Annotated in this window: 13 protein-coding genes; 4 read left to right on the top strand and 9 right to left on the bottom strand. The window is 42.7% G+C overall.

The window, feature by feature from the left end:
- Window positions 1-288 precede the first annotated feature (288 nt).
- Window positions 289-792, bottom strand: a complete 504-nt coding sequence (locus RM544_RS01480; RefSeq protein ID WP_311360009.1) for a hypothetical protein — start codon at window positions 790-792, stop codon at window positions 289-291.
- Window positions 779-1,231: a hypothetical protein gene (locus RM544_RS01475; RefSeq protein WP_311360008.1), complete on the bottom strand. Its 453-nt coding sequence runs from the start codon at window positions 1,229-1,231 to the stop codon at window positions 779-781. Before RM544_RS01475 ends, RM544_RS01480 begins: the two co-directional genes overlap by 14 nt.
- Before the next feature lie 151 nt (window positions 1,232-1,382).
- Between RM544_RS01475 and RM544_RS01470 the strand changes: the two genes are divergently transcribed.
- Window positions 1,383-3,473, top strand: coding sequence for a S9 family peptidase (locus tag RM544_RS01470; RefSeq protein ID WP_311360007.1), 2,091 nt, complete (start codon window positions 1,383-1,385; stop codon window positions 3,471-3,473).
- A gap of 143 nt (window positions 3,474-3,616) precedes the next feature.
- Here the strand turns inward: RM544_RS01470 and RM544_RS01465 are convergent, their stop codons facing one another.
- The 3 genes from RM544_RS01465 to RM544_RS01455 all read right to left on the bottom strand — a co-directional run bounded on the left by RM544_RS01465 (window position 3,617) and on the right by RM544_RS01455 (window position 9,847).
- The gene (locus tag RM544_RS01465) at window positions 3,617-7,171 is read right to left on the bottom strand and encodes an ABC transporter permease/M1 family aminopeptidase (protein WP_311360006.1); all 3,555 of its coding nucleotides are present in this window, start codon (window positions 7,169-7,171) and stop codon (window positions 3,617-3,619) included.
- 9 nt (window positions 7,172-7,180) lie between these two features.
- Window positions 7,181-8,059 carry an ABC transporter ATP-binding protein gene (locus tag RM544_RS01460; RefSeq protein WP_311360005.1) on the bottom strand — a complete coding sequence of 293 codons (879 nt, stop codon included), beginning with the start codon at window positions 8,057-8,059 and terminating at the stop codon, window positions 7,181-7,183.
- Between the two features lie 201 nt (window positions 8,060-8,260).
- Window positions 8,261-9,847, bottom strand: coding sequence for an ABC-F family ATPase (locus tag RM544_RS01455; RefSeq protein WP_311360004.1), 1,587 nt, complete (start codon window positions 9,845-9,847; stop codon window positions 8,261-8,263).
- A gap of 174 nt (window positions 9,848-10,021) precedes the next feature.
- Here RM544_RS01455 and RM544_RS01450 point away from each other — a divergent pair, with 174 nt between their 5' ends.
- Complete coding sequence (locus RM544_RS01450) at window positions 10,022-10,516, top strand: YehS family protein (RefSeq protein WP_311360003.1); 495 nt, start codon at window positions 10,022-10,024, stop codon at window positions 10,514-10,516.
- Between the two features lie 16 nt (window positions 10,517-10,532).
- Here RM544_RS01450 and RM544_RS01445 read toward each other — a convergent pair whose 3' ends face one another.
- The 4 genes from RM544_RS01445 to RM544_RS01430 all read right to left on the bottom strand — a co-directional run bounded on the left by RM544_RS01445 (window position 10,533) and on the right by RM544_RS01430 (window position 18,566).
- Window positions 10,533-11,702 carry an SMP-30/gluconolactonase/LRE family protein gene (locus RM544_RS01445; protein WP_311360002.1) on the bottom strand — a complete coding sequence of 390 codons (1,170 nt, stop codon included), beginning with the start codon at window positions 11,700-11,702 and terminating at the stop codon, window positions 10,533-10,535.
- A complete protein-coding gene (locus RM544_RS01440) occupies window positions 11,677-15,060 on the bottom strand; it encodes a S41 family peptidase (RefSeq protein ID WP_311360001.1) in 3,384 nt (1,127 codons plus the stop codon). Before RM544_RS01440 ends, RM544_RS01445 begins: the two co-directional genes overlap by 26 nt.
- A 127-nt stretch (window positions 15,061-15,187) precedes the next feature.
- Complete coding sequence (locus RM544_RS01435) at window positions 15,188-17,194, bottom strand: putative bifunctional diguanylate cyclase/phosphodiesterase (RefSeq protein ID WP_311360000.1); 2,007 nt, start codon at window positions 17,192-17,194, stop codon at window positions 15,188-15,190.
- A 115-nt stretch (window positions 17,195-17,309) separates the two neighbouring features.
- Entirely contained in the window at window positions 17,310-18,566 is a 1,257-nt protein-coding gene (locus RM544_RS01430; RefSeq protein ID WP_311359999.1) for a multifunctional CCA addition/repair protein, read from the bottom strand.
- A gap of 298 nt (window positions 18,567-18,864) precedes the next feature.
- Here RM544_RS01430 and RM544_RS01425 point away from each other — a divergent pair, with 298 nt between their 5' ends.
- Together RM544_RS01425 and RM544_RS01420 are read left to right on the top strand one after the other, a co-directional pair.
- The gene (locus RM544_RS01425) at window positions 18,865-19,326 is read left to right on the top strand and encodes a hypothetical protein (RefSeq protein WP_311359998.1); all 462 of its coding nucleotides are present in this window, start codon (window positions 18,865-18,867) and stop codon (window positions 19,324-19,326) included.
- A 36-nt stretch (window positions 19,327-19,362) separates the two neighbouring features.
- Complete coding sequence (locus RM544_RS01420; protein WP_311359997.1) at window positions 19,363-21,045, top strand: dipeptidyl-peptidase 3 family protein; 1,683 nt, start codon at window positions 19,363-19,365, stop codon at window positions 21,043-21,045.
- Window positions 21,046-21,048: the final 3 nt, after the last annotated feature.

The following is a 21,048-nucleotide window of genomic DNA, read 5'->3' as shown; positions in this document are numbered from 1 at the left end:
GCCAAAAAGCCGTCATCACACACCTTACGATAAGTCTAGCTCATAATATTCGCGTTATCTGACCCTTATTCGCAATATATACCAGTTTCAAACACTGAAAATATTGGCTTAAACATACATGGGCCTTAAATTGCACTGCTCTTACGCAAAGAACACGCAAAAACTATACAAAGACCATACAAAAGTCATGCAATAACCATGCTAGAACGAGGAGGTAGCCGATATTTGTAATATAAAAGTCAGAAGGCTCATAGCAGAGCACACAGAAATGAAGGCAAAGTGGGTGAATCACCAGCCATAAGATGGGACATCAGCATCCGTATAGCGCAGAATATGAGTATTGCGCTCAATTTCGACAGCACTGCTAACACCATTGTTGATATGAGGTGTTTTGGCATTAGGTTGCCAATCATTATTGACCTGTTCAAGAGTCGACAGGCTTGCACAGACATTCTCACTTAGATTAACCTTCAGTAGCTTGGCAGCACTCAACATGCTTTGTCCTCGCCTGACATTTTTCATGCGTAAACTCTGCAACAATCTTATATTTTCTTGCCGAGTATCCTTATCGAAAGAATCAATTTTAGCATTACTTACATTGCCAATAAGAGCATTGCTTCGCGCCATCTCCTGAGGCTTTAGCGCTTGATAGCTTGCACTGAGAATAATGGCGAACATCACAAGGAATATCACACTTTTAGCCATGAACATGCCTTGCCCTCTCTGCCACTTATGCAGTAGTAACGCCGACTTTTCATCAGCGGATGGTGTCGCCCTATTAACGATCTTCAAAGGCAGCCTCCCATTCATCTGTCATAACAGTAAGTGTAAATTCTTGTGCTTTGAACAAAATTTGCAATTCCCTTATTTCAGAAACAGGCGTTTGTTGTGAAACAACTAGGACGAGTTCATTTCCCGCTTGCATATTTTCTGAGAGGTAAGTGGCAATCATTGCTTCGCTTGTCATCTTATTTAAGGGTGTCATATCTTGCTCAAAAAGCTGCCCCATATGCCAGAATAAGAAGTCTTGCTGGGGTTTTACGCTTCCCTGTTCTGACTCTAAAACTTCATGCAAATGGTCACCCATAATCTTGTCTGTTTCTTGTGAAATATGAGAAGTACTTGCTTGATTTGCGCTCATCGACAATAGCGCGAGCATTAACAGAGCGAAAAATGCCATTGATAGCGCCAGTGCCACTTCAGTCATCGCTTGTACGCTTGTGTCTTGCATGTTGTTGACAACTCTTTAATCACGTTATTATTACTAAGTGATATGAAAAGATTAGAAAGCATTTTTGTTTTTGAACTAAAAGGCTATAGTCTCTATACAAAAAGAGTCAAAATTTTCCGATTGGAATAACAATGAAAAATAAGGAAGAAATATGAAATTTCGATTTTCGCTGATACGGAATGCGAGGTCTGTCTGTCTCGCTGCGCTCATGAGTGTTGGGATGGTCAGTCAAAGCCTCGCAGAACAAGATCGAGTGTTAAATTATGAAGACGTCTTTGAACTAGAATATGCAGCAAACATTGAATTTCATCCACAGCAAGAAATGTTGGTATATGAACGCCGCTCAATGGATGTGATGCAAGATAGAATGAAAGTCAGCTTATGGACCTACGACCTAAAAACCAATCAACATTTACCGTTGTTGGCTGACGAACATTCATATACCTCACCTGCATTTTCACCCGATGGTTCGCGCTTACTTTTTCTCTCTAGTCGCAGTGGCAGCCAGCAAATCTATGTAAATTGGTTGGAAAGCGATCGTACAGCAAAGCTCAGTCATTTAAGTGCTAGTCCCTCTAATCTTGCATGGTCGCCAGATGGAAAGTCGATTGCATTTACTATGTTTACGCCAACAGAAGCAAAAAGTATTTTTAAAGAGATGCCAAAAAAACCTGAAGGTGCAAATTGGGCTGGTACAGCCAAATACATTGATACGACTCAATATCGCAGAGATGGCGCAGGGTTTAGCCCAAGTGGCTTTACTCAGGTATATGTCATTTCTGCAGACGGTGGTTCTCCTAGACAAATCACAGATGGCAATTATAACCATGGCGGGGCCTTAAGCTGGTCAAAGGACAGTCAGCACATTTATTTTTCGGCTAATCGAAATAAGGATTGGGAGCTACTTCCTCTTGAATCCGACATCTTCAAAGTCAATGTTAGTTCCGGTGACTTGGAAAATGTGACAACGCAAAGCGGTCCAGAAACGTCTCCTCAGGTAAGCCCTAACGGGAAGTTGCTAGCATACTCATGGGTAAACGATAGAAAGCTCAGTTATCAAGTCAACCAGATCATGCTTCAGGGAATTAACGACGACAGCAGTAAAGCCAAATCCTTGACCCCAAAACTGGATCGCGCTATCAACTCAGTTAAATGGGCAGGTGACAGCAAAGGTTTGTATTTCTCATACTTAGACAAGAGTTCAACAAAGCTCGCATACGTATCGACAAGTGGAAAACTAAAGACCCTAATAGCCGAAATCGGTAGTCAGGCCCTTGGTCGTCCATATACCTCGGGCGATTTTGATGTGTCTAATAAAGAACAAATTGTATTTACTGCGAACAATCCACAGCGCCCAGCTGATTTAGCGTTAATGGGTAAAAACAATAACTACAAGCTCCTAACTCAGCTTAACGAAGATAGTCTAGGGCATCTTGAATTGGCGAAAACCAAAAAGGTTGCCGTAAAATCAAGTGTTGATGGTCGAGAAATTGATGCTTGGGTAGCTCTACCACCTGGCTTCGATGCAGATAAGACATATCCTTTCATATTAGAAATACATGGCGGTCCGCATGCAGCTTATTCGGATACCTTTAGTATGGAAGTGCAATTGATGGCAGCCAAAGGGTATGTTGTTGCATGGTCAAACCCACGAGGTAGCTCTTCGTTTGGAGAAGACTTTGGTAATCTCATCCATCACAACTATCCGTCTGAAGACTACAATGACTTAATGGATGTCGTAGATGCGGTAATCGCAAAAGGTTATGTAGACGAAAACAACCTATTCATCACAGGTGGCTCAGGTGGTGGTGTTCTGACAGCATGGAGTATTGGTAAAACGGAACGCTTTGCCGCTGCTGTGGTAGCAAAACCAGTAATCAATTGGCTTAGCTTCGCATTAACTGCAGATGCTTACCCCTTCTTTACTCAATATTGGATGGAAGACATGCCATGGAATATCAGCGATAAACTATGGAAACGCTCTCCTTTATCTCTGGTAGGAAACGTGAAAACACCTACCATGCTGTTAACGGGTGAAGCTGATTACAGAACGCCGATGAGCGAAACAGAACAATACTATCAGGCTCTACGTTTGCAAAAAATAGAGTCAGCTATGGTTAGGATCCCTGGCGCGTCCCACGGTATCGCCTCTCGTCCTAGTCACTTGATTCAAAAAGTGGGTAACATTGTTGCGTGGTTTGACAAGTACCGCAGTGGCGGCACTGAAACCTCTGTCGACTGATGGCCCAGCGGCTAGCCTATCATGTGGGCTAGCCTGTCATCCCCGCCGTCTTATCATCCCCGCTATATTGTCATCCCCGCTCTCTTGTCATCCCCGCGTAGCTAGGGATCCAGATTCCTACTTTCACAGTGATGATATACAAGTTAAAACCGAGCAATGTTATCCTTGCTGTCTCGGTCAATGAAACGCACGAAAGGATCTACTCCAACAAAAGCAGGTAAAGTATCAGAGGTAAATTTTATCAGATTGTCGCCACTCACTAATTTATGCTTTTCACGATATAAAATCGTGTTTTCAGCAGTAAAATCATTGGGGTCTTCGCTGAATAAAACAATTTCAACATCATCTTCAAATGGCTGTTCTGTTTCTTCACCTCTACCATCTGCCGACAGTTTTTTCGCAATCACATTTAATGTGACTTCAAACTTACCTTTTGCAGTCTCTCGGATATTGCTTTCATCGATTTTCATGTCGTATAAACTGATTTGCTTGAATTGATCGTCGATATACTGATGATTACTTTGCGGTGTATTCCGCTTCATTGCAACTAAGAGGTCTAAGGTTGTCGGTTGGAGGGTGTCACTAAATTTGTACTCTTCAATAAGTTCACGCAAGGCTTTATTTAAAGCGTCCTCGCCCATACGGTCGCGTATCGCCATCATGACAACTGACCCCTTTCTATAATGAATATATTGTTGATTCTCAGCTCTTAGGATAGGCATCTCTTCCAAGTACTCATTTGCTCTACCACGCAAATAACTGTCCAATTCGTAAGTGAGGAACTTGCGAATTTTCTCTTCTCCATACTTCTCTAGCATCACTAATAAAGCAGCATATTGTGACAAAGATTCAGATAATACTGCACTACCCTGCACATTAGCGGCGTTTAACTGATGACCAAACCATTGATGAGCAACTTCATGTGCGGTGACATAATAAACCGGATCGATTTCATCCTTATTTCGCAAGTCAGTGACAAACCCAATATTTTCTGAGTATGGCACCGTATTCGCAAAGCTTTGAGCAAAACTACGATAACCAGGAAACTCTATGATCCGGAGTTGTTTATGCTGGTATGGACCAAATACTCGAGCAAAATAATCCAAAGAGTCTTTGGATGACTCAATCATCCTGTCTATATTCCAATGGTGGTCTTTGTGATAATAGACCGCTATTTCAATGCCGTTGTGAACTTCCTTTTTCACCTCTAACTCAGCTGACATAAAGTTGAAAAAGTTCACCATTGGACTGTCCATTTCATATTCAAAATAGCGACGCCCGTCTTGCTCCCATTCCTTTTTCAAATAACCAGGGGCGATAGCAAATTGCTCTGCTGATGTAGATAAAGTAGCTTTAAAATCAATGAGTGCCACGTGTGGACCAAAGAAACTCTCATTGTAACGGCTAGTATCCTCTAGTTTGTATGCTCGCCTTGGCGGCGGTAAATCGCGCTTTCTGCGCTCATGTTGATCGGCCAAGTAATATGACTGATTCACACCAAACGTCGGAAACAAAGTGAAGTTTGAGATAAAGGTGCCATTCTTGACTACCGTGACATCTTCACCTCTGTCTTTGAAGCCTTTATGTTCACGTACAACACGAACAGTTCCCTCTCTCTTTTCACCCGGTAACATGGGCTCATTAAAGGTAAACCAAGCCGTATTAAAGTCAGCGTCTTTAGGCCCCAATACACCGCCTGGAATAGTCACTTCGGAGATTGGACTATGCTGAGGATGATTTACTAGAAAGCGCTCTATTGGCTTATCTGATCTATTCTCGAGCATTATTGTCGTTATGCTTTCTACTCTCCTCACTTCAGGAAAGATTGCGACATCAGCGTCGATTGCAACAACCACGGGAACCGAGTCGTCTTCATATTTCGTATACTCTTTCTCGTAGTACTCACGCAATGCTTGACTATCATCATTGGTCACAAACTCATTCACTACTTTTGTATTGTAATGAATCACCGTACCAGAACTAATAAGGATAAACGCAGCAATGAACACTGTTGCTAGGCCACCTTTACCAATTTGATAAGGCAAGAGCTTAAAGCGAGATTTCAAACCTGAGTGCGGGCCTCGATGCCATAAACCAAAAGAAATAACACTCAATATAAGAGCTAATGCAGACCAGTAAATTAAATACCAATGTTGAGTCACAAGCGTCCAACCGTAGCCATTCATATCAGAGTATCTTAAGCCTGGCGTCGCGCCGTATTGAAACATATTGTGTTCAATGCCTAATTCATTGAATACCAAAGAGACAACAAAGAAACCAACAAACAAGAGCATTCCCATGTACTTATTCGAACTCAGGGTTTGTAGTAAAAACGACAGCACAACGAGTAAGATTAAACCACTTGCCGAGTAGTAAAATAGCGAGACAATATATTGCACAATATCGATATTCGCATAACCCAAAGCGAATTGATTAGCGATGGCTGCAAACATCCCTATCGAGAAGATACTGATAATGACCAGACATACTGCGAAGAACTTAGACAACCAGTAGGTAACATTAGCCACCGGCATACTGTCAGTAATGTCTCCGATTCCGGCACTTCGCTCTCGCCAAACCACTTCTGCACTGTAATAGGTAATGACAATAATATTGACCAAGCCAAAGGCACCATCTATTAACTGCACCATAGATTGAGTCAGTGGCCAGTTTGGTGCGCCATAGAAACCACGCGGATCAATAAACTGAGCAATTAAATTAAATGCACAAAACACCATTAATACTGGGAATGCAGGGCTGAACATAATTTGCTTCATTTCAAAGCGCGTACGCGTAAGAAATTGCTTTATACCCGAGCCGGCTTGGTACTTCACTTTACTCAAACGAAGTGTTGGCGCTTCCTCAATGTTATTTTTTCGTTTTTTCTTTTCAGAGTAAATTTTGATGGATAGCGGAGAAAACATTTTTCCAAACACTAACAAACAGCCTATCCCAAAGCTCAACCACAAGAGACGGTTTGAAATAACAATATCACTGAGTGGAATAGATAAGGTATTGCGCTCGAATGGGCTCCAATAACTGCTTAATTGGCCAAATGTATGCCAACCAAAAGGGTCAAATAAGGCCAAAAGTTGTTTCTGATCTGGTTCATCGAATACGTTTCGAGACACGATATAAATAATGAATAAACCAAGCGCCGACAGGTAAACGGCCATCATACTTCTAAAGCGCAAAGCGACCGAATAGAAGATTGCGGATAACACAAACAAAGTAGTGATTGAAAAAATCACAAATGGGCTAACATAAGCCATCAATGAAAATTCACCTAGGCGAGTCTGATCCAGCCAAGGCATTAATGAACCTAGTAACAACGCAAGTGGCACCAAGGAAAACACAGTGACTGAAACTAAAAACGCCCCAAAAAAGCGGCCAAGGCGGTACGGCACAGGTGGAATAGGTTTGGTACAAATGATCTCTGACATCATTGAACTGTCATTTCTGGTCGCCGTATTCGCAACAAAATTGATCACTAAGAACATGGCAAAAAGGCTAAACAAAAACAAGGTTTCAGCTATCGCATAGGGACTATTGAGGTTAGTGTTCCCGCCGGCACCAATAGTAATTTGATCAATTGTCATTGCCAGAAATGGCAACAAGAAAAACACTAAACAAGTCACGATAAAAGAAGGCTGCTTGGTATAATAACGCCATTCAAAGGCAAGCATTTTTAAGAACATATTACTCTCCTAAGCAGCAGTATTGCGCTGTTTATGCAAAGTTGAAAAGTAAACATCTTCTAAATTAGTCGGAGCGAGTTCAAAGCCTTCTGGCGCGCTGTCAGCCATAACATGCACCACGGTTCGCCCAGCAAACAAACGTTTTGAGATAAGTGCCATATTTGCTTCAATTTCTTTTGCTTCTTCCATCGAAACGGTTTTACGCCATATTTTGTCGGCGAGATTGTTAGTCACTTCGATCGGATTTCCTTGCAACAGAATTTCGCCGGCTCCTAGAACCGCCATGTCTGCACAAAGCTCAGATACGTCGTCAACGATATGGGTAGAGAGAATAATGACTTTGTCTTCCCCTAAAGTAACAAGCAAATTGTGGAAGCGATTTCGTTCTTCGGGATCAAGGCCTGCTGTGGGTTCATCTACAATCAAAAGGTCAGGATCACCTAATAATGCTTGAGCGATACCAAATCGTTGGCGCATACCGCCAGAAAATCCGCTGACAGCATTTTTACGATGCTGGTATAAATTAACATGGGCAAGTAAGCCATTCACAGCTTCAACTCGGTCAGCTTTATTTGAAATTCCTTTCAGAATGGCTAAATGATCTAATAAGTCATAAGCACTCACACGAGGGTACACGCCAAAGTCTTGTGGAAGATATCCTAAACGTCTGCGCAGTTCGTTGGGCTGCGAGAGCACGTCTATGCCATCGAAAGTAATGGTGCCCGCATCAGCCTGCTGCAAAGTTGCAATAGTACGCATTAAAGAAGATTTTCCAGCGCCGTTAGGACCTAATAAGCCGAACAGTCCCTTCGGGATAGTCAGATTAACGTTATTCAGTGCTTTTACACCATTGTCGTAGGTTTTTGTGATCCCTGAGATACTTAGCATAACACCCTCTTTTTTATTATTTTATGCGCTAGACGTCTTTGTCTGCTGTTTTTCTTTTGCGTCTACCCTAACAGTGACAACAATGAATATGAATGTTTTTTGCACAAAGTGTGCGCTTTATTCGTTTCTAAATGTTACAAAAAAGGCGAGGTATTTGCGCACCTCGCCTTGATAATAAATCTACTCTATTTTCATAGCAAACTAGCGTTTCCCAGAAACATACTCGTCGTAAGTCCCTTGGAAATAATGCAGTTTTTGGTCTCGTATTTCGATAATACTTGTTGCCAAGCTGGAAACAAACTCACGGTCATGGCTCACAAAGATCAGGGTACCATCAAAATTTTTCAATGCTTTGTTTAAAGCCTCTATCGCTTCCATGTCCATGTGGTTAGTTGGTTCATCCATTACCAAAACATTGATATCTTGCATCATCAATTTACCAAACATTAGACGGTTCTTCTCACCACCTGAGCACACTTTAACTTTTTTGTTCACATCATCAGCAGTGAACAGCAAACGGCCCAGTATCGCTCTAACTGCAAGGTCGTCATGCTTTGGTGTACGCCACTGTGACAACCAGTCGAATAGACTCAAGTCACAATCAAAGTCTTTAGTGCTATCCTGTGGGCAGTAACCAATACTGGCATTCTCCGACCATTTCACTACACCACCATTGGCTTTTAGTTCATCCACTAAGCAACGAATGAAAGTGGTTTTTCCAGCGCCGTTTTCACCGATAACCGCTAATTTCGAACCTGCTTCTAATAAAATCTCATCACCTTTGAAAAGAGTGTCACCATCGAAACCATGGGTCAAACCAGAGAGCTCCAATGCTAAACGATGCAACTTCTTATGTTGCTGATAGGTGATGTAAGGCGATTGGCGACTTGAAGCCACAACTTCTGTTAATTCAATTTTTTCTAATTTCCGCGCCCGAGAGGTCGCTTGCTTCGCTTTTGATGCGTTTGCTGAAAAGCGTGCAACAAAGCTTTGTAACTCTTCGATTTCCGCTGACTTCTTTGCGTTTTCTGTGTGGATTTGTTCTTGCGCTAACGAAGCGGCTGCCATATAGGCTTCGTAATTACCTGGATAAATACGCAACTCGCCATAATCAATGTCTGCCATATGCGTACACACTGAGTTTAAAAAGTGACGATCGTGAGAAATGATGACCATAGTGCATTTTCGTTGATTCAGAACATCTTCCAACCACTTAATCGTGAAAATATCCAAGTTGTTGGTCGGTTCATCAAGCAACAAAATATCTGGATCCGCAAACAAAGATTGTACGATCAAAATACGTAATTTAAGACCTGGCGCCACTTCAGACATCAAACCAAAGTGATATTCTTCGCCAATACCTGCTTCAACAAGAAGTTCAATAGCCCTTGTTTCCGCAGTGTAGCCATCCATCTCGGCAAACTCTGACTCTAAGTCAGCCACTTTCATACCGTCTTCTTCAGACATTTCTGGTAATGAATAAATGCGGTCGCGTTCTTGTTTCACTTCCCACAAGTGCACGTCACCCATGATAACAGCATCGATAACAGAAAAGTTTTCAAATGCGAATTGGTCCTGGTTCAGGGTACCAATTTTCTCGCCAGGTGATACCGAGATATTACCGCCAGTTGGTTGCAACTCACCACTCATTATTTTCATGAAAGTTGATTTACCGCATCCATTCGCACCTATCAGTCCATAGCGATTGCCGTTGCCGAATTTGGCAGAAATGTTTTCAAACAATGGCTTAGCGCCAAACTGCATGGTAATGTTTGCTGTTGTTATCAAGGGAGTATCCGAATTTAAAAAAGTGGGTGTAAAAATATCCATAGAGTTGCGATGGATGAAACGCGCGCACTATACACGAAAACCCCTCTAGGTTAAACCACGAAGCACGACAAAACTATAATCTCGTTAAACGATCCGCTATACTCGCGGTTTTCTATTTCACGTAAGTTACCTATGATCCACAATGATATTCTCAGACGTCTACGCTTCGCACTAAAAGTGAATGATGGTGCAGCAATCGATATTTTTAAATTAGCGGGCTATGAGATGGAGCAAGATTACTTGCAGTGCATCATGAAACGGGAAGAGGAAGAAGGATTTATTCGTTGTCGCGATAAAATACTTTCTTTGTTTTTAGATGGCTTAATTATTAAGCGCCGAGGAAAACAAGAAGGTGTCGAACCCAAAGTGTTAAAGGGCGAAGAACGCATTAACAACAACGAAATACTGCGCAAAATTAAAATCGCTATGACCTACCGTGATGATGACATGATTGAAATACTAAAGTATGCAAACTTTCGCGTCAGCAAAGGCGAGTTATCTGCCTTGTTTCGCAAACCCGATCATCGAAGCTACAAAGCCTGCGGTGATCAACTCCTACGAAATTTCTTGCAGGGCATGGTCAAAAAATACCGTCCGGAAACCAAGCACGCGTCGAAAAACCCTTAGTATCCGCTGAGAAAAACTATTGCGGTGCAGGAATGACCGCAATCGAGTCGTTTTCTAGTGAGCCAAGGAACAAAAACCCTTGGTACTCGACAACAGACGTTATTGCCTGATATCCCTTATCAGACTGCATATTATGCACCAGCTGTCCCTGCTCATTAAACGCAGCAACAAAGCCATATGACGAACTAGCTTGCAAGAGCCATTTGGGCAAACCGCCTATTATTCTTCGTAACAATGGGTACTGTGCGAGTGCTTCAACCTTCGGGTCACGCAGCGCTATAAGCGGTAACCAAAACAAGCCATTGTTTGCAGAAATATTGTCGGGCATCGCCGGTAAGTTTTGAATAAATAACTCTGAGTCTCCGGCTTTTTCGCCCTTTAACCACAATCGATGAACTCGTGAACGACCCGTTTCGTTGATCAAGACAAAGCTATTGTCTTCGCTCATTGCTACCCCATTAGCAAAGAATAGACCATCGATATGGACCTGAGTTAACTTACTTTTAGGGTCGTAACTCAGCAGTCGCCCAGTGGAACTAGCTTCGATAAAGTCATACATAAAGCCATGATAATCAAAGCGTGTAGAAGCATCACTAAACCAAATAACGCCATCATTCCCGATAGCAAGATGGTCAACAAATTTTAGCGCTTTACCATTTACTTCATCTACGAGTACCGTCACTTTGCCCTGCTGATCAATGGATAAAACACCCCGTTCCGCGTCGGCAACTATCAGGTTGTTTTGTATATCCAGTTTCAAGCCCAAGGGGCGACCACCTGTATTGGCGAACTCCATGACGTCAAGGCGAGTAACATTATCGTTATCGAACGAATCAATTATCGGGGCAACGAGCGTTTTGATAATTCGACCGTCTGCATACGCAGTGAACAAATAACCATCATCACTAATCACAATGTCTTCTGGCCCAAGACCAACGCCCTGTAGAAACTCTTTTTGTCTGTGCTTTATCGTGCTTGAGTTCGGCGAATGAGAATACAAATGATCATTAGGATAGAAATCCTCAATCAAACCGGAGTTACTTGAGGGTATCCATGCCACAGGCCTGACAGGCGATATCAGCCATAAAGCGATGAGGAGCAGAAACAGACAGAGAAGTGCAATAATGACACTTCTCTTTAGCCATTTGACTAGCACGCGACTATTCGATGTCGTCTGCAGTTTCATTAACTGGCGGTAAGGGCTTTGCTTCTATTGGCATCACAGGCTGTTCAGCAATTTTACTTTTTAAATAAGCAATTGCCGCAGCCAACTGTGCATCCTCGCCATTGAACGTTGCATGGGGCAAGTTGTTCACCTCAATATCAGGTGATATACCTCGCCCTTCTGTAATCCAACGTCCGTCCATTGAATAGACTGGAAACTCAGCTGCTCGGGCTATTCCGCCATCAACGACATTATTACCGCCGCTTAACCAAACACCGGCACCTGCAGTTTGTTTACCGATCACAGTGCCTAAGTCGAGTGCTTTGATACCTGCGGTGAAGGTTTCACCATCAGAGTAAGTAAACTCGTCAGCAAGGACGACTAGGTGTCCTCTAAATGCTTGCTGCATATTCGTAGAACGTTCGCCATTTGTATCTTGCCAGAACGACCAGCTTCTTCTTAACAACTTTTCGATAATGATAGAATCAATGTTGCCGCCTCTGTTGCGACGCACGTCTATGATTAAGCCTTGCTTTTGGTATTGAGCGTAGAACTCTTTTGCGAATGAACTTAAATCGCTTCTGGTCATTGAGTAAAGATGTAAGTAACCAATGTCGTTTTCCGCTTCTGTTACTTTCTGCGCGTTTGAGAATACCCAGTTTCGATAGCGATAGCGTGATTCAGACCGACTCGCATCTGGTTTTACGATTGTATTAAGCAGCTCTCCATCACGCTCTAGGGTTAATAAGACCTGTTTATTCGCTTGATGTGTTAAGGCAACAACTAACTCTGCTATGTTATTGACAGGTCGATTATTGACTTCTTTAATGACATCACCCACTCGAGCGTCTACACCGGGACGACTCAATGGCGCAGCATCACCCGGGAGTTCAGGATCATGTTGATACAGGTGACTAATCACTACACCTGCTGCAGTATCTTCATAGGCGGCTCCTAATACCGAGGCATTGGGTACTTCATCGTTATCATTAAAATCACCGCCCCTCACTTGAGAATGAAGCGCGTTAAGCTCTCCCATCATCTGCTTGAATATATCGTTCAATTCGCGACGATCGCTTAGTCTCGCCAATAAAGGTTCGTATTTCTGCTTTGTAGCAAGCCAATCTATCCCTCGCATATTTGCATCGAATAAAGAATCTCTATGCATCAACCACGCATCTTTAAACATCTGTCTCCATTCATCCTGCGGAGAAATTTTTAACTTCCAAGAAGAAGTTTGGACTCGGTTATCACTAGGGTTGTTCGGGAAAGACGAATTCGCAGGCACAATATACATGTTCGTCGACGCTCCTCGTCCCTTCACTATCAACATAGACTGCCCATCAGCGGACAAAGCATACGAACGAACTGAAGACGTGAATGTTCTTGGCCTAGCATCAAATTCAAGACTCAAGGATTTTAAACTCTGACGGGCGCCAGGTTCGCTTATCTCGTCAATCACATACAAGTGACGACTATTAACAGACAATTGACTAAAGTTGCCGGCACTGACGGGTACTTTCCATAGACGACCGGCTAAACCAGTCCAATCGATTTGTAAGCCAGACTCATCAGTTTCAGCTTCATTAGTTTCAGTACCAGCACTTTCGGTGTCTTTGTCTTCTGCTGCACTGTCATCTGACTCGCCAAAGAGCTCTTCGGTTGGCTCCGCGAAAGGAAATACCGCTTTCTCATTTAGCGCGATGGCGTAAATTTCGCCGCGTCGATCAAAACCTGGCCCCATGTTTCTATCACCCCATGGGCCGCTTGGGTCAGCATTAAAGTTGCGATCCGAGATAAAATATAACCAATCTCCTTTCGCACCGAATGCCGGACTATATGACTCATATTTCGTCGATGTGAGCCTTTCGGTTCTTGCTTCAGCGAGTGAGTGTAAGAAAATACTGGATCTTTCTGTGCCTGACTCTTGATAAGCGGCAACAAAATGCTGACTGTCTCTCGACCAAGTGAAATCATTGATACCAGAAGCTAGATTGGATAAAACCACTTTATTGCTACCATCACTTAAATCAAGCAGATATAGCAGACCTCTCTTGGTGTCATGGGCGATTTTTGTGCCGTCGGGCGACAACCACATATTGCGGCGTCCTACTTTAGCATCGTCAGTTAATTGCTTTGCCGGCGTTTTGCCGTCGACCGAAAACGCCCAGATTTCATTCTGGCCGCTAGTATCATTAAACGCGTATACGGTTTTACCATCTTTGCTCAAGATTGCGTCGCGGCTACGTGAGCTTGGGTCTGTATTAAGCTCAATTAAGCGAGATACATTGGTTGTTGCAACTGCAATGCGACCTCTAGCTGTTATGGCGACCTTGTCTTTTTTGGGCGCTAGCGTCACGCTATTCAGATTTTCCAAAGGGCGTTCTAGCCATTTATCGCGTAAATTTGGAAAGTCAGATGTTAGCTGGATATTGAGTTTTTCACTACTGTTATTAAGCAAGTCTAGTACTAAAATATCGGCACCCAATTGATAGGCAATCCTACCTTGATGCATGTCTGCCTGTCGTACTCCCCAATCTGTATATCGCGTCACTTGTTCTAGGTTTGTGCCGTCTAATTGCATACGCCAAATATTGTCTATCCCACTGGCATTACTGACGAAATAAAGGTGTTCTTTAAATAGCATCGGGTTTCTTACCGACCCACTATGCTCTTCAGTTAACTTTACGGCTTCTTTACTTTCACCCAAGGCAAAACGCCAAAGCTCACCGCGCGCTCCACCTTTATATTGGTTGGCATTATCACCAGAAGACTGCAGACCATGCTGAACAAAATACACGTAGCTACCGTCTGCATCGATGACACCTTCGATTGCATCAGCGACCGGAATGGTCGATTGCTGTAAAGTGGAAGGGTCAACGATTTTTAAAACCCAACTATTCGCGGGCCCCATCACTGTGCTAGAAGTGCTATACAAGACCTTACCTTCACTCGTCCAGCCCTGAACATAAGCCCGAGTACTTTCAAAGGTAATGCGCTTTGCTTGACCGCCGGTCATACCGATAATGTAAACTTCGGTTGCACCATCGTAATTGGCAGAGAACGCGATACTTTTACCATCCGGTGAAACATGCGGAAAGCGCTCCTCCGCTGAATGTGTCGTTATTCTTAATGCCGTATTTTGACCTGCAAATGCCCCTGCAGACAGACGCCATAAATCGCCCTCTGCGGCAAAGACCATGCTTGTTGATGTTCCTGACTGCCCTTCACCTACATGTATGCTTGGCGCCTGAAAGTAACCCAGTTGTTGATACGATGTTGCGTTATTCTGCGCTGCATTTGCGCTAAGACTAAGAGCCACAGCACCGCATGTAAATAGAAAGGAATGCAGTGTTTTAAGCTTGTGATTTAGGAACATAGACTTCTCTGTGTTAATGAGCGCCAAAGTGCTCAGACTTCGGGCTGCTAGTGTTTATTTATTATTCTAGTTTGATAAGGATAAAGATCTTTGTAGTTAAGATCCAATCCAATATTCGAAGCCCAGTTTATAAAGGATCATTCAGCTTGCCTTGCTTAAAATCTTCATACCACTGCGATAGTTCATCAATAGTCATAGGGTAGCTAAAATAATAGCCTTGAGAGCAGTTTACACCGATATCAGATAATTCATCTGCTTGCTCTTTTGTTTCAACACCTTCTGCAACCACTGAATATCCAAGCTGCTTTGCCATGTACTGAGTCGCCTGAATAATTGCTTGTCCTCCCTCATCCATGGACGCGATAAAAGAACGATCGATTTTAACAATATCTGCGGACATTTTTTGTAGCTGGGATAGAGAGGAAAACCCAGTACCGAAATCATCCACGGACACCTTGATACCTAAACTTTGTAACTCAGCAATCCTAGCAAACATTACGTCCGCATTGTTCGCAAAAACCGATTCCGTTATCTCCAAGTGCAAGCTAGTTGCCGGGAAGCCAGAATTAACTAAAGCTGCTTTAACAATATCAACAAAGTCATTGCGTAATAATTGTGGCACCGATACATTCACGGAAATATCAACTTTATCGTCAAAAATCCAATTACTAGACTCAACACAGGCTTTCATTAACACCCATTCACCAATTTCGTGAATAAAGCCATACTGCTCTGCAATTGGGATAAATTCTTGGGGAGGGATTAAAACGCCATCGAGCTCCCAACGAATCAGCACTTCACAAAATGATACTTCGTTGGTTTGATTATCAATGACTGGCTGATATACAAGATGAAATTCACGATTTTGTAACGCCAGCGCCAAACCCTCTTTCAGTTCCTGTTCGCGCAACTGGGATTTTCGCATATCTGCAGAGAACACACAGACATCTGACTTAGCCTTTTCTTTTTGCACATACATAGCGGTATCAGCAAGTGAAATGAGTTCAGATTCGTCGTTACCATGTTCTGGGTACATTGCCACGCCAATCGTCGCACCAACGGTTAGTCTGCTTAAGTCTACTTGAATACGCTGTGACAAAGATTTAATAAGGTCTCGGCCAAAATCAATAGCATCGTCACTATCTACATCTTCGATAACGATAATAAACTCGTCTCCCCCCCAGCGACAGATATACTCTGGACCTGTTGAAAATAGGGTGAGTCGTTGAGCAATTGCGACTAATACCCTGTCGCCTACGCCATGTCCCTGGGTATCGTTAATGGCTTTAAAGCCATCGAGATCGATAAACAGCAATGCAAATGGACGTCCTTGCGTTTCACAATTTACAAGAATTTTCGAAAGACTGGTAGAAAACGCATTGCGGTTAAATAAGCCAGTTAGTGGGTCTATATTTGATAGTTCATAAATCTCTCTTGTTCTGTCTTGCACCTTACTTTCAAGTGCTGAATTTGCTTCAGAGATCTCTTTATTTTTCTCTTCCATTGAATCAACCAAATCAGCATTTCGGTTCTTCAACATTATGGCATTACGGGTAAATTGCGCTGCTCTAATACTAGCAAGTACGAGCACGACAGCGAAAAACAAGCCCAAGACACCAAGAATATTCTGGTTTTTATCGTCACTTAACACCATCATCAATGAAAGCGGCGCCGTCATCAGAAGTGAATAGATAACTGACAATTTCAGGTTGCCTGACAGCACTGTTGCTCCACCACCAGCGAGAGATGATAAGATGATGATGAGTGTTGATAGCTCAAGCCAATCAGCCGACTGAATAAGCGTTAACGCATAGGTCATCCACATAATCGATGTAATAAGGACGGAGATAACAAATCGCTTCTGTGGACCCGAAGGCTTATAGTCGGTATATCGAAGCTTTCTATGCCAGTAAACGGTATCGATTAAGCGGAAAGACATGAGGCAAAAGAATAACGCACCCCAAGTATATTTGAATTCTTGCAAGCCTGAATCGGGAAATCCGAATATCAGCGCTAACGCGCAAGCGATCGTAACCAACAAGCCCCCCACACTATCTGCGTATAAGGCAGACACAGAGTCTCGCTCGATAATTCTTTTCTGACGAAGTTCTGATGGTTTAATAGCTGCGCTCACTTTTCAAAGGCATGAAACCCGTTCGATTCAAGTAAATAAAAACAATAGACGCTTGATTGTAATCTAAATTTTCTTTAAACAAGTCGTAAAGGGCAGCGTTTTAGGTATACGAACGCTAAGCTAAGTATGTATTCCGGAGGCAATCTATCTGGGCATTTCGTAGGTATTCACCTAGCTCGACACCCGTTTTTCCAAGTGATATTGCCTCTTTTATTATTTGTTTATTGTCCATTGCTTGCAGTGCAGCTAAATAACCAAGTGCTAACTGCGCTTGTGGATAAGGCCTATTGACCAGAGTGGGTCCTCTACCCTGACTATCACAGATGCAGGCATTAACAAATTGAAGAAAACGTTCAGGTTGTTTCAGTGCATTCATTTTTTCGACCATAAATCGATGTATCGTCGCAGGCTTTAACTCTTTGATTTTGTGGCACTTGGTATGATTCTCAGACATCAAAGTACCTATCGCCTTAAGCTTATTAGGCACGCGTAGACGTTCACAAAAAGCGTCAATGACCGACATGCCCAAGGCTTCATGTCCATGCAAGTTTCCTTGTTGCTCATAAGCAATAGGCTTACCAAAATCATGCGTTAATGCAGCAAATCGGGTCATTAAGTCAAACTTCAGGTCGGCTGCGCGCTGCACCACCAACATTGTGTGAATAAAAACGTCGCCCTCCGGGTGATGTTGCTTAGGTTGCGGCACACTTTGCATCGCCTGTAATTCAGGAAATAAATCAAAATCAATCAAGGTTTTAAAGAACAAACTAGGATGTGGCTCCATTAACGCCTTTTCCATTTCCTTCCACACTCGTTCCGCAACAAGATGTTGTAACTCACCAGCTCGATGCATGCTTTTCATCAAGTCGACTGTACTGGGGTGTATTGTCCACTCTGGTCCAAAGCGAGCTAAAAATCGAGCGACCCGAAGTACTCTGACAGGATCTTCAGCAAAGGCGTCAGTAGTATGACGTAGTATTTTCTGTTTCAGATCTTGTTGACCATTATAGGGATCAATCAATTGACCTGAACTGTCCATTGCGATGGAATTAATAGTTAAATCTCTGCGCGCTAAATCTTGCTCTAAGGTAACGCTGGTATCTGCTTCGGTCACAAAGCCAGCGTAACCGACACCGACTTTTCGCTCCGTTCTTGCCAAGGCATATTCTTCTCTCGTCTTTGGGTGTAGAAATACTGGAAAATCAGCACCAACGGGGAGATAACCGAGGGCTAGCATGTTTTCAACGGTCTCCCCCACAACGACATAATCGTTGTCTGTACTGTCAATGCAAAGGAGTTTGTCACGCACAGCACCACCTACAAGATAGACTTGCGATAAATCTTTGGCTTGCGTAAATACTTCCTTCGACATTAAACCTTACCTCGTTTAGATAGAATGGCTATTATCGCAATATTCACGCGAAGAGCCAGTGAATTTATTTTGATTTTAGTCATGCTATATTTTCAAAAAAAGTGTTAGCCTTAGGCCGTATAATTTTAATTACCTACACTGATTTGCTATGAATACCAGCGCTCCTGCTCATACACAAATAATAAATCTGCCCTTTATTAAGGCAAAACAATTTAACTGGAAGGTCCTTCTTTTTATATTTTTAAGCCTATTTTTTCACCAAGTCGCTTACAGTCAAAACACGGACCAACGAGTTCAAATGAGTGAAGATGAATTCACACTCATTCAAGAAGATAGCAATATTATGGTGAATGCTATGTTCGAAGGTAACGCCGATATTTTCATTCAAAAAACCCACCCTGCTCTCTTTCCTTATTTGGGCGGCAAAGAGAACTTTACGACCTTTCTTGACGCTGCACTGACAGAAATCAGACAAATGGATCTAAAGCTTATTAAGTCGGAACTGTTAAGCCCTAAACCATACTATACAGTAGGTAAAGATTTGTTAGCTATTATTCCAAGAATACAGATCATGCAGATTCAAGAGCAAAAAATAAAAAGCGTTGGTTTTTTAATCGCGGTGAAAGATCAAAATAATCAGTTTACCTACCTCGATGGTTCTGGCTTGAAGAATGACCCAAAGGTACTTTGGGAAATGTTTCCGGATCTACCCAAAAATATAACACTCCCAGCCAATACCACTGAAATGATTACCGAATAAAGACACATTACATTCCAAAAATATAAAGGACGTACAATGAAAACAATAAAAACTATCGCCTTGAGCGCCATTGCCGTGCTGGTCATTTCTGCATGCAGCGACTCTAGCAGCCCCACGACAGCGTTGGAGACACCAACGCCAACAAAAGAATCTAGCAATCATCATTTACTCGTTGACCAGTCGCGGTTGGATATCTATTTCCCCGTAGAATTAAGTGCTGATCTTTCCACTTATTCACCTCAGCAAAAAGAAATGTTGAGCTTGCTGATTGATGCATCAAAAATTATGGATGACCTGTTTTGGAAACAAGCATATGGACAAGACAAAAGTGATTTTTTAGCCACTATTAAGGATGCAAAAGTTCAGACTTTCGCTGATATTAATTACGGTCCATGGGACCGTTTGAATGGTGACAAGCCTTTTTTATCCGGTGTTAAAGAAAAGGCACTGGGTGCTCAATTTTATCCCGCTGACATGAGCAAGGATGAATTTGAAGCCGCAAGCTTCAGTGACAAAGACGGCCTATATTCAATAGTCAGCCGTGATGAAAATGGTAAGCTAATTGCCACACCTTATTCTGAAGTCTACGCTGAAGAACTGAGTGAAGCGGCAGATCTTTTGCTTCAGGCGGCTGAGCTTGCTGAAAATAAAGAATTTGCTAACTATTTAAAAATGCGGGCTGCCGCTTTTACCAGTGACCAATACCAAGCATCTGATTTCGCATGGATAGATATGAAAACGAACCCAATCGACGTTGTTATTGGTCCTATCGAAGTGTATGAAGACCAACTTTTTGGTTATCGTGCTGCTTTTGAATCTTACGTGTTACTAAAAGATTTATCTTGGAGTGAAAAACTCGCCAAATATGCTGCCTATTTGCCAGAACTTCAGAAAGGCTTGCCGGTAGATGCAATATACAAAGCGCAAATGCCAGGTACCGATGCAGACTTAAATGCCTACGACGTTATTTATTACGCGGGGCATTCTAATGCAGGTAGTAAAACTATCGCAATTAACTTACCCAATGATGAAGAGGTTCAACTTCAAAAAGGTACTCGCCGGCTTCAGCTTAAAAACGCGATGCGTGCCAAATTCGACCATATTATGCTTCCCATTGCAGAAGAGCTGATTGTACCTGAGCAACGTAAACACATTACCTTTGATGCTTTCTTTGGGAATACTATGTTTCATGAGGTAGCACATGGTCTAGGGATCAAAAATCTAGTGAATGGCGACGGTACTGTTCGTGCAGCGTTGAAAGAGCATGGCTCAGCGCTTGAAGAAGGCAAAGCAGATATCCTCGGCCTTTATATGGTCCGTCAGTTGTTAGAAAAAGGAGTGATAAGCGAAGGGGTTTTGGAAGATTACTATGTCACTTTCATGGCCGGTATTTTTCGCTCCATCCGCTTTGGAGCCTCTAGTGCGCATGGTAAAGCCAACATGGTGCGATTTAACTTCTTCAAACAAGAAGGCGCGTTCAATAGAAACGAAGCTGGACAATACTTAGTTGATATCGAGAAGATGGGCCAAGCTATCGATGCGTTGTCTAATAAAATATTAGTCTTACAAGGCGATGGAGATTACCCTGGCGTAGATAAGTTAGTGAATGAAATGGGCTTAATTAAGCCTGACTTGGCTGCAGATTTACAGAAGTTATCCGATGCCGAAATCCCAGTAGATATTACCTTCAAACAAGGTAAAAAAGTACTGGGTTTGTAATTC

The sequence above is a fragment of the Brumicola blandensis genome (genome assembly GCF_031846165.1).
In the GTDB taxonomy this organism is placed as follows: domain Bacteria; phylum Pseudomonadota; class Gammaproteobacteria; order Enterobacterales; family Alteromonadaceae; genus Glaciecola; species Glaciecola blandensis.
Note: the sequence above shows the minus strand (reverse complement) of the source record. Positions and strands in the feature narration are given on the sequence as shown.

Bases quoted from the DNA above. Each gene is read 5' to 3' on its own strand.
- RM544_RS01475 (WP_311360008.1), bottom strand. From the start codon at position 1,231: ATGCAAGACACAAGCGTACAAGCGATGACTGAAGTGGCACTGGCGCTA.
- RM544_RS01470 (WP_311360007.1), top strand. From the start codon at position 1,383: ATGAAATTTCGATTTTCGCTGATACGGAATGCGAGGTCTGTCTGTCTC.
- RM544_RS01465 (WP_311360006.1), bottom strand. From the start codon at position 7,171: ATGTTCTTAAAAATGCTTGCCTTTGAATGGCGTTATTATACCAAGCAG.
- RM544_RS01460 (WP_311360005.1), bottom strand. From the start codon at position 8,059: ATGCTAAGTATCTCAGGGATCACAAAAACCTACGACAATGGTGTAAAA.
- RM544_RS01450 (WP_311360003.1), top strand. From the start codon at position 10,022: ATGATCCACAATGATATTCTCAGACGTCTACGCTTCGCACTAAAAGTG.
- RM544_RS01445 (WP_311360002.1), bottom strand. From the start codon at position 11,702: ATGAAACTGCAGACGACATCGAATAGTCGCGTGCTAGTCAAATGGCTA.
- RM544_RS01440 (WP_311360001.1), bottom strand. From the start codon at position 15,060: ATGTTCCTAAATCACAAGCTTAAAACACTGCATTCCTTTCTATTTACA.
- RM544_RS01430 (WP_311359999.1), bottom strand. From the start codon at position 18,566: ATGTCGAAGGAAGTATTTACGCAAGCCAAAGATTTATCGCAAGTCTAT.
- RM544_RS01425 (WP_311359998.1), top strand. From the start codon at position 18,865: ATGAGTGAAGATGAATTCACACTCATTCAAGAAGATAGCAATATTATG.
- RM544_RS01420 (WP_311359997.1), top strand. From the start codon at position 19,363: ATGAAAACAATAAAAACTATCGCCTTGAGCGCCATTGCCGTGCTGGTC.